We start from the raw sequence: 9,269 nt of genomic DNA on the forward strand, positions 1-9,269 counted from the left end.
ATGTATCTCAGTAAACTCGAACTGCACGGATTCAAATCCTTTGCACAGAAGACCACGGTCCGTTTCGATCAGGGAATCACCTCGATTGTCGGGCCCAACGGCTGCGGAAAGACCAATGTCGCCGATGCCATCCGCTGGGTGCTCGGGGAACAGAAGGCCTCCACCCTCCGGTCCGATAAAATGGAGAATGTGATCTTCAACGGAACCCGGACCCGTAAGCCACTTGGTATGTCAGAGGTCTCTCTGACCATCGAAAACACCAAGAATATCCTCCCTACTGAATACTCAGAAGTTATTATCACCCGCAGACTTTACCGGTCGGGTGAATCTGAATACCTGCTTAACAAAATTCCCTGCCGCCTGAAGGATATTGTTGATCTCTTTATGGATACCGGAATGGGCCCCGATGCTTATTCCGTCATCGAGTTAAAGATGATCGAGGATATCCTTTCAGAACGGTTCGATGATCGCCGGAAATTATTTGAAGAAGCCGCCGGGGTGACCAAATACAAAGTCCGCCGCAAACAGGCTCTTAAGAAATTAGAACAAACCCGGCATGATCTGGAACGGATCAATGACATCATTGCCGAGGTTCAGAAAAGTGTTCAGTCGCTTGAGCGGCAGGCCAAAAAGGCCGAGTTGTATGAAGTGTACATGAAGGAACTGAGGGATCTCGATCTGAACCATTCAGAACGTGAATACTCTGCACTCCGTCTTCGTCTGGATCCGCTGAAAGAAGCCCTGAATAAGCTGATTCATGAGCTGGAAACCGAATCAACTGCTGTAATAACCGAGGATGCTGCCCTCGAAAAGACCAATCTGGAACTGACCGTTATTCAGAATGAACTTTCCATCCGCCAGAAGGAAATGAATGTTCAGATTCAGTCTATTCAGCGTGAAGAAGAAGGCATTTCGGTCCGCAGGGAAAGAAAAAGAAGCAACGAGGAGAGCATCCGGCGGCACGAGCAGGAAATTGCTGAAATTCATCAGACCCTGGACAGCCTGAAAAGTCCGGAATCTGAAACCGAAGCCCGGCTGGAAAACCTGACCAAACTGGCTGCCTCTGCCGAAACGGCTTTCCAGTTGGTACAGGAAACCTTTTCTTCCTTTGAGCAATCGGTCAGTGAAAAACGCCGTGAAGTCGGTGCAGCCCTGCAAAAGGTTCAGACACTGAACCGGGACCTCTCACAGATTGAGACGGAGCGTGAAAGACTGGTGGCCCGCCGCGATGCCGCTCAGAACCGGATTGGTGTTCTCAGAAAGGAAATCAGTTCCTTCACCGAACAATCCGATGACCTGACTTCTGAGCTGGATGAAATCCGCTTCGAACTGAAACGTTCCCAGGAACAGGTTGCAGCAGAGGAAGCCCGGTTGCAGCAGGTCGAATCGCAGATCGAAGAAACCCGGAAACAGATCGATGCTGCCCGGACCTTGCTTAATGCCTCCGATCTGGAAATACGGACTCACGAAAACCGGAAATCCTTCCTCCTTTCCGTTCTGGAAAGTCATGAAGATCTTCCCGAAGGAACCCGGCTGCTGATCAGACAGGGAAAACTGAAGAAAAAGAAAACGCTGGCCGATCTGCTGGTGGTTTCAGATGACCGGTATGTCCCTGTCATTAACCGGTGGTTGGGCGATCGTGGCTCCCTGCTGGTTGCCGACTCGGCCGAAGATGCTCTGGAACATCTCAGTTGGCTGAAATCCGAGAAAAAGGGTCTTGCGGGATTTATCCTCACCGACCGGGTCACCTCTGGTCCCGATCAGTCAATGCCGGTCCTGAAAGGGGCCCGTCCTCTGCAGGAGGTGGTTTCCTCCCGGTCGCTGCCCGACGGATTGCTGGCGGTTCTGTGTTGGGGTGTTTACGTTACCGATGACAGGGAAACAGCAGCCAATCTGCAGAAACAGCATGGATCCCTGACGTTTCTGACTTCTGACGGTTTCATCTTCAGCGATCAATCGGCCATCCGGGGAGGCGCCTCTGCAAACGAGAAGGAATCCAGACTCGGGGTGGAAGCAAAACTGAATGATCTGGAAAGGATCATTTCCCAATGGAAAGAGAAGAAGGAAAAATCGGCAGGAGAGATCACTCAACTGCAATCGGGACTGGATGCCCTGCTGCTTTCCCGTTCTGATCAGGTGGTTCGCGATATCAGAAAACGGGTTTCAGAACTGGAAAAACAGGCCGCTCAGTTAGATGCCTCCATTCAATCTTCGAAGAAACGTGCCGGTTATGATGAACAGGAAATCCTTCGTCTGGAACAGGAAACCCGGCTGCTGAATGGACAGATAGAAGACCTGCTCCCCGATATCGATGAAAAATCTTACGAGCTTAAAAAGCTTCAGGGATCTTCTGCCACCATGCAGGAGTCGCTGCGTCAGCTGGAATCCGAATGGACGTCTCAATCGGCTCAGTTGCAGGATGCACGTGCCAAATGGATTACCTTCCAGAGTCAGGCAGAAAATGCTGCCAATGACCTGAAACGACTTCGGGAACAAAAGACAGACCTTTCCGACCGGATTACCCGCCGGCTATCCGATATTCAAAACTCCAGACAACAGATTGACCTGATCATCAGGGAAATCAGTGAAGCTGAAACCCGGCTGGTGTCGCTTTACGAAACCCGTGATCAATCCAGGGTGACCATCGATCAGCTCGAGGTCCGGCAATCTGAATTACGGGGCGATGTCAACCGCATTGAATCACGTCTGAGGGACCTCCGGATCCGCAAAGAAACTCTGTTGAACCTCCGGACAGGGCATGAACTTAAAATTCAGGAAACCGAGTTTTCTATCACCAGCCTTGAACGCCGGATTCTTGACGATTACAATGTTGAACTGGCAGTTAAAACCTTTACCGATCAGTCCGACATGGATTCCGCCCGGCTTGCCGACGAAGTGAAACGGTACCGCGAACGGATCAGAGGTCTTGGCAATGTGAATACCGGAGCCCTTGAAGAGTATAAGGCTGCCAGGGAACGATTCGAGTTCATGTCTTCTCAACGCGAGGATCTGGTCGGAGCCGAAGCCAACCTGAAACAGGTGATTGATGAGATAAATCAGACCGCACAGACCCAGTTTCAGAATGTGTTTACCCAGATCCGGGATAACTTTCATTCAACCTTTGCGACCCTGTTCGAACCCGGCGATGAAGCCGATCTTATCCTCGAAGACAATCCGGATCCGCTGGAAGCCAAAATTGAAATCATTGCAAAACCACGCGGGAAAAGACCTCAGTCCATCACCTTGCTGTCAGGCGGAGAGAAAACGCTGACGGCAATCGCGCTTCTGTTTGCCATCTATCTGGTAAAACCGTCACCTTTCTGTATTCTTGATGAAGTGGATGCACCACTGGATGATGCCAACATTGATCGTTTCTCAAAAATCATCCGGCGGTTCAGTAAGGACACCCAGTTTATCATCATCACCCACAATAAAAAAACCATGGAAGTAGCCAATACCCTGTATGGCGTTACCATGGAAGAAAAAGGGGTGTCCAAGTTGGTCTCAGTCCGGTTTGATGAAGATGTCCCTGCCTGAAAAACCACCCGCAGTCATGATACTGGCGGGGGAAGCCTCGGGTGATCGGCATGGTGCAGACCTGGTTCGTGAACTCAAAGCTCTCAATCCTCAGCTAACCTTCTTCGGAATGGGCGGTGACCGGATGAAGGCAGAGGGTGTTGAACTGTTTTTTCATATCAGCCAGACTTCGATCATGGGCTTTACCGAGGTGATCCGGCACCTGCCCTTCATTTTTCAAATGAAGAAAACACTCGAACAGGCGGTAGCCGATCGCCGGCCGGTGTATGCCGTTCTGATTGATTATCCGGGGTTTAATCTCCGGTTTGCCCGGTTTCTTCATCAGAATAATGTTCCCGTCATCTGGTACATCGCCCCTCAGGTCTGGGCTTGGGGGAAGGGAAGACTCAAGGACATCAGACGGTATGTCGATCTGATGCTTTGCATCCTGCCCTTTGAGGAACCGTTTTTCAGAAAAGCAGGAATCCGTGCTCACTTTGTGGGCCATCCACTTGTCGAGCAGATTGAGGTATCGGGCTCCTCATCCGCTTTTCTTTCCTCAATTTCGCTCCCAGACGACCGGCCGTTGATCGGTCTTCTGCCTGGTTCCCGCAGCCAGGAAGTCAGTGCCCTTCTGCCGGTAATGGTCAATGCTGTTCTTCCTCTGATCCAACAGGGCAGGGTATCTGCGGCTGTGGCGGGTGTTAATCATCTGCCGCCAGATGTTTATAAACCTGCCGGAGAGGCAGGAATTCCGGTGGTTTTCGGTAAAGTACATGATCTCATGGGACATTCCACCCTGTCGGTGGTGGCCTCCGGCACAGCCACCCTTGAAACAGCTTTATGTGGAACTCCTCTGATCGTCGTCTATAAAACCAGCTGGCTTACCTACCTGATCGGGCGCTTCATTCTGCGCCTCGACCGAATTTCACTCGTGAATATCATCCCCGATGAACAGCTTGTTCCCGAACTGATTCAGCATGAAGCCAATCCGGAATCCATCCGGAAACAGATACTCTCCTGGCTGGATCAGCCTGCCGGACGCGAAATGGTTATCGAAAAACTGGCCCGGCTGAGAAAACAACTGGGAAGTCTGTCTGCAAGCCGCGAGGCTGCAAGTCGGATTCAGGGCCGGGTTTCAGGCAACGGCAGCTGGGAATGAAGCGGTTCGGGACAGCCTGGCAATGGATCATGCTTCCGCTGACCGCCTTGTACGGTCTGGCCATCTGGTGCAGAAATCTGGCCTGGCAGACCGGATGGCTGAAACCTGAAAAGGTGCCGGTGACGGTTATCTCGGTCGGAAATCTCACCGCCGGTGGTACAGGAAAAACCCCGGTTACTGCCTGGCTGGCAGGTATCCTGATCAGAGAGGGATTCACCGTCGGATTGGTTTCCAGAGGTTACGGCAGGTCAACCCGCGGTTTTGTATTGGTTTCTGATGGAAGATCCGTCCTCGTAACTGCCGATCAGGGAGGCGATGAACCTGTCGAACTGGCTCGATCCCTTCCCGGACTTCTTGTGGCGGTATCCGAAAAACGGCTGATTGCAGCCAACCACTTGTGCGCTCATTTTAAACCCGATGTTCTCATTATGGATGATGGCTTTCAGCACCGGGCCTTACACCGGGATATGGACATTGTGGTTCAGGACTACCCGTCCTGGATTGGAACTCACTGGCTGTTGCCTTCCGGTCCCTTCAGAGAACCCGTGTCAGGTTTAAATCGCGCCCATTGGCTGGTCTGGACAAGGACTGCCCCGGGAGAGTGGCCGGTCTTCCGAAGAACGGAACCCGTTCATCAGGCGCTTTTCGCTCAGGAACCCGCCACACTCATCGAGTGGAGCACCGGAAATCAGTGGCCCGTTTCCTCCTTGCCGTTCAGGCGGGTTGCCGCCATTGCAGGTATTGGTGATCCTGACCAGTTTTTCTTGTCCCTGCAGAAATCGCGGCTTCCCGTGGTGGTAACCCGGGCCTTTCCTGATCATGAACCGTACCCCCAACCTGTAAAATCAGATGTGGTTCAATGGATGCTTAAAGCTGGTTGTGAGGCACTAATCATGACGGCCAAAGATGCGGTGAAATGGTCTGCCGTGGATCTTCCGGCCGGAATTACCGGACTGATGGTCCTTTCCCGTGTGGTTCCCGATCCGTCCCTTGCCCGATTATCCGGTGAGGTCATCCAAAGGGTGCGCCCATCGTGATCAGCTTGGTGTCGCTGGTTTTGTTCGTTGTAATAAATTGTTTATTTTTATAAGGTTAGGGGTTTTGGAAAGTGTAAAATCCCGGGTCTTGTCACGAGGAAACGCATGAAATTATCCGACTTCAGGTTTACAATCCCCAAAGAACTTGTCGCCGAATTCCCGTTAGCAAACCGGGATGAAGCCAGAATGATGGTTCTCAACCGCGAGAAAAAGACCATCGATGGAAAGACCTTTAAAGACCTTCCTTCCTACTTTAAGTCGGGTGATGTCCTCGTTATCAACGATACCCGCGTATTCCCGGCACGATTATATGGGTACAAGGAAAAGACCGATGCCCGCATCGAAGTCTTTCTGCTCCGTGAGCTTGATAAGAAAAATAAACTGTGGGATGTCGTTGTCGATCCGGCCAGAAAGGTCAGGATTGGTAACAAAATTTATTTTGATGAAGGGCTGATTGCCGAGGTCATCGACAATACCACCTCCCGGGGCCGCACCATCCGCTTCCTCTACGAAGGGGATGATATTTTCGAAATTATCACCCGGATCGGGAATACACCGCTCCCTCCATACATCAAACGGGATGCCGTTGAATCTGATAAAACCGATTATCAGACGGTTTATGCACGCGAAACCGGAGCAGTGGCTGCCCCGACTGCAGGCCTGCATTTTACCAGCGAACTGATGGAACAGCTCCGCGCCAAAGGGGTTCATATTGTGCCGGTCACCCTTCATATCGGACTCGGAACCTTTCGCCCTGTTGAAGTTGAAGACCTGACCAAGCACCGGATGGATTCAGAATATTACCGGATCCCTGACAGCACTGCCCAGGTGGTAAATAAAGCCATTGATGCAGGAAAAAATATTGTGGCTGTGGGAACCACCGTTGTCCGGACTCTCGAGACCAGTGTGACCGCAGAAGGGAAACTGAAAGCCAGTGAAGGATGGACCGATAAGTTCATTTTTCCCCCATATGAATTCAAAATCGTCGATAAACTGATTACCAATTTCCATCAGCCGGAAAGTACGCTTATCATGCTGGTATCTGCCTTTGCTGATCCTGAGTTTATTACCAAGGCGTATAAAAAGGCAGTTAAGGATGAATACCGCTTTTTCAGTTATGGCGATGGAATGCTGATTATCTGACGGCCTGCGGATGTCAGAACCCACTCTTGCTGCAATAATCGTTGCCGGTGGCTCCGGTAAACGGTTTGGCAGTGACACCCCGAAACAGTACCTTCTTATTGGCAATGACCCGGTGATCGTTCATACCGTCCGCCGGTTCGTTGTGGCTGGTGTTTTTTCCCGTATTATCCTGGTGGTTCATCCCGATTACCATTCTGTGGTCAGGCAATGGATGGAGGATGAAGGCGTCTCGGTTGAAGTGGTTGAATCGGGCCCGGAACGACAGGACTCAGTGGCGAACGGACTGGAAGCGGCATTGTCTTCGTGTGACCGCGTGCTGATTCATGATGCGGCCCGCCCTTTGGTCGATCCTAAAACCATCCGCCTGTGTGCAGAAGTGCTTCTCACTCATCCGGCTGTGGTTGCGGGGTATTATTCTCGTGATACGGTTAAACAGGTTTCCGATTCGGGAGAGGTGCTGGGCACGATTCCCAGAGCCGGTGTGTTTCTTGCTCAGACCCCTCAGGGGTTTAACCGTAAGACAGGTCTTGAGGTTTTAAGGCAGATCCGCCAATCGGGCCTGGCCGGAACCGACGATGTGTTTTTTGCAGAGAAAGCGGGTGTTCCCGTTCAATGCGTGCCAGCTTCTCCTTACAATCTGAAAATAACCACCAGAGCCGACTTTGATCTTGTCTCTACCCTGATTACCCATGACATCCATTTATAACCTTCGCACAGGCATTGGCTACGATGTTCACCGGCTTGTTCCCGGCAGAGACCTTATTATCGGAGGTGTTAAGATCGATTTCCACCTTGGATTGCTTGGTCATTCCGATGCCGATGTGCTCCTGCATGCCATCACCGATGCCATTCTGGGTGCATCCGGGCTGGGTGATATCGGTCAGCTGTTCCCCGATTCGTCCGCTGACTGGAAAGGAGCCAACTCACTGGAACTTCTCAGGTATTCCCATCAAAAAATTCAGGCAGCCGGCTTTTCCATCATCAGTCTGGATTCTGTCGTTATCTGTGACCGGCCTAAACTGCTTCCGCATGTTCCCGCCATGAAGAAAAATATCTCGGATGTCCTTGGGCTGGAGGTTTTCAGGATCGGTATCAAAGGAAAAACATCTGAAAAACTGGGTTTTGTCGGAGCCGAAGAGGGGATTGAAGCCTATGCAACGGCCTTGCTGGTGAGTGGTTCATGACCGATTTCTTCAACGATCTCATCAATCAGCTGGCCGACCTCAAGGATACCTATATTTATCTGACCATCCTGGTGGTTTCCTATCTTGAAAACATTTTCCCTCCCATCCCCGGAGACCTTCTGATTGTCTTCAGCGGCTACCTGGTCGGCGTGGGAGTGATCAGTTTCTGGGAAGCCCTGTTTTTTTCCACGCTTGGCTCACTCCTCGGATTTATCCATCTCTATGGCATCGGACGCTGGCTGGGCGATAGCATCATGAAGACCGGCAGGATGAGTTTCCTGCCGAAGAGCCAGATTCTGACTGTTAACGAGAAATTTGCCCGTTTTGGCTACTGGCTGATCATTTTCAACCGGTTTCTGACGGGTATCCGGGCGGTGATTTCCCTGTTTGCCGGCATCGGAAACCTCTTCTTCTGGAAAACAACCCTGGCTGCACTCGTCTCCGCTTTGGTCTGGAACGCACTCCTTCTCGGACTCGGGCAACTGCTTGGACGGAATTGGAGGGTGATTGGCGATTACCTCCAGTCCTGGTCCGTGGCTGTTCTTATCCTGGCCGGTGTGGTTGCCCTGACCTGGTTCACCATCTGGTGGTTCCGTCGTAAAAAAAATCCGCCAGCCTGACTTGCATTCTTTCTGATCCCGTTCTAAATTTGCAGTCCGTTTGTTTTTAAAAGCGGCAAAACTATTTTTTTTCAGCCGCTGGCATAGCTCAATTGGTAGAGCAACTGATTTGTAATCAGTAGGTTGCGGGTTCGAGTCCCATTGCCAGCTCGAAAAAAACAGCACGCGCAGGTGGCCGAGTGGTTAATGGCAGCAGACTGTAAATCTGCCGACGCGAGTCTACGGAGGTTCGAACCCTTCCCTGCGCACGCTGATTTTGCGGGAGTAACTCAGTGGTAGAGTCACAGCCTTCCAAGCTGTTGGTCGCGGGTTCAAGTCCCGTCTCCCGCTCAGTGACCGGTAAGATTGTCAGGTGGTAATCCGTCTGGCAGATTCGAATCCGGACTCATGCTTGCGTAGCTCAGTTGGTAGAGCACGTCCTTGGTAAGGACGAGGTCACCGGTTCAATCCCGGTCGCAAGCTCTAACCCAGTAACATTAGAATCCTTTAGCAATCAGGAGAAAAGACGATGGCAAAAGAGAAATTCGACCGGAGTAAGCCGCACGTTAACGTGGGAACGATCGGTCACGTGGACCATGGAAAGACCACCTTAACCGCAGCGATCACC

General features: G+C 51.5%; 8 protein-coding genes and 4 tRNA genes. All 12 read left to right on the plus strand.

Annotated features, from left to right (window positions below):
• On the plus strand, positions 1-3,537 hold the full coding sequence (gene smc / locus HUU10_13795) for a chromosome segregation protein SMC (protein NUQ82682.1): 3,537 nt from the start codon (positions 1-3) through the stop codon (positions 3,535-3,537).
• 16 nt (positions 3,538-3,553) lie between these two features.
• Positions 3,554-4,678, plus strand: a complete 1,125-nt coding sequence (lpxB, locus tag HUU10_13800) for a lipid-A-disaccharide synthase (GenBank protein ID NUQ82683.1) — start codon at positions 3,554-3,556, stop codon at positions 4,676-4,678.
• The gene (gene lpxK / locus HUU10_13805) at positions 4,675-5,715 is read left to right on the plus strand and encodes a tetraacyldisaccharide 4'-kinase (GenBank protein ID NUQ82684.1); all 1,041 of its coding nucleotides are present in this window, start codon (positions 4,675-4,677) and stop codon (positions 5,713-5,715) included. The genes lpxB and lpxK overlap by 4 nt, the downstream gene beginning before the upstream one ends.
• A 105-nt stretch (positions 5,716-5,820) precedes the next feature.
• Positions 5,821-6,858, plus strand: coding sequence for a tRNA preQ1(34) S-adenosylmethionine ribosyltransferase-isomerase QueA (gene queA, locus HUU10_13810; GenBank protein NUQ82685.1), 1,038 nt, complete (start codon positions 5,821-5,823; stop codon positions 6,856-6,858).
• A 10-nt stretch (positions 6,859-6,868) separates the two neighbouring features.
• Positions 6,869-7,564, plus strand: a complete 696-nt coding sequence (ispD, locus tag HUU10_13815) for a 2-C-methyl-D-erythritol 4-phosphate cytidylyltransferase (protein ID NUQ82686.1) — start codon at positions 6,869-6,871, stop codon at positions 7,562-7,564.
• Entirely contained in the window at positions 7,548-8,042 is a 495-nt protein-coding gene (locus HUU10_13820) for a 2-C-methyl-D-erythritol 2,4-cyclodiphosphate synthase (protein ID NUQ82687.1), read from the plus strand. Before ispD ends, HUU10_13820 begins: the two co-directional genes overlap by 17 nt.
• Positions 8,039-8,662, plus strand: coding sequence for a DedA family protein (locus HUU10_13825; GenBank protein ID NUQ82688.1), 624 nt, complete (start codon positions 8,039-8,041; stop codon positions 8,660-8,662). Before HUU10_13820 ends, HUU10_13825 begins: the two co-directional genes overlap by 4 nt.
• A gap of 77 nt (positions 8,663-8,739) precedes the next feature.
• Positions 8,740-8,812, plus strand: a tRNA-Thr gene (locus HUU10_13830).
• 15 nt (positions 8,813-8,827) lie between these two features.
• Positions 8,828-8,910 (plus strand) — tRNA-Tyr (locus tag HUU10_13835).
• Positions 8,911-8,920: 10 nt separating this feature from the next.
• A tRNA-Gly gene (locus HUU10_13840) sits at positions 8,921-8,992 on the plus strand.
• Between the two features lie 59 nt (positions 8,993-9,051).
• Positions 9,052-9,124: transfer RNA gene (locus HUU10_13845), tRNA-Thr, on the plus strand.
• 46 nt (positions 9,125-9,170) lie between these two features.
• Positions 9,171-9,269 (plus strand): hypothetical protein (locus tag HUU10_13850; protein NUQ82689.1); only part of this gene is annotated, 99 nt, incomplete at its 3' end.

The organism is Bacteroidota bacterium (assembly GCA_013360915.1).
In the GTDB taxonomy this organism is placed as follows: Bacteria; Bacteroidota; JABWAT01; order JABWAT01; family JABWAT01; genus JABWAT01.

Bases quoted from the DNA above. Each gene is read 5' to 3' on its own strand.
- smc (NUQ82682.1), top strand. From the start codon at position 1: ATGTATCTCAGTAAACTCGAACTGCACGGATTCAAATCCTTTGCACAG.
- lpxB (NUQ82683.1), top strand. From the start codon at position 3,554: ATGATACTGGCGGGGGAAGCCTCGGGTGATCGGCATGGTGCAGACCTG.
- lpxK (NUQ82684.1), top strand. From the start codon at position 4,675: ATGAAGCGGTTCGGGACAGCCTGGCAATGGATCATGCTTCCGCTGACC.
- queA (NUQ82685.1), top strand. From the start codon at position 5,821: ATGAAATTATCCGACTTCAGGTTTACAATCCCCAAAGAACTTGTCGCC.
- ispD (NUQ82686.1), top strand. From the start codon at position 6,869: ATGTCAGAACCCACTCTTGCTGCAATAATCGTTGCCGGTGGCTCCGGT.
- HUU10_13820 (NUQ82687.1), top strand. From the start codon at position 7,548: ATGACATCCATTTATAACCTTCGCACAGGCATTGGCTACGATGTTCAC.
- HUU10_13825 (NUQ82688.1), top strand. From the start codon at position 8,039: ATGACCGATTTCTTCAACGATCTCATCAATCAGCTGGCCGACCTCAAG.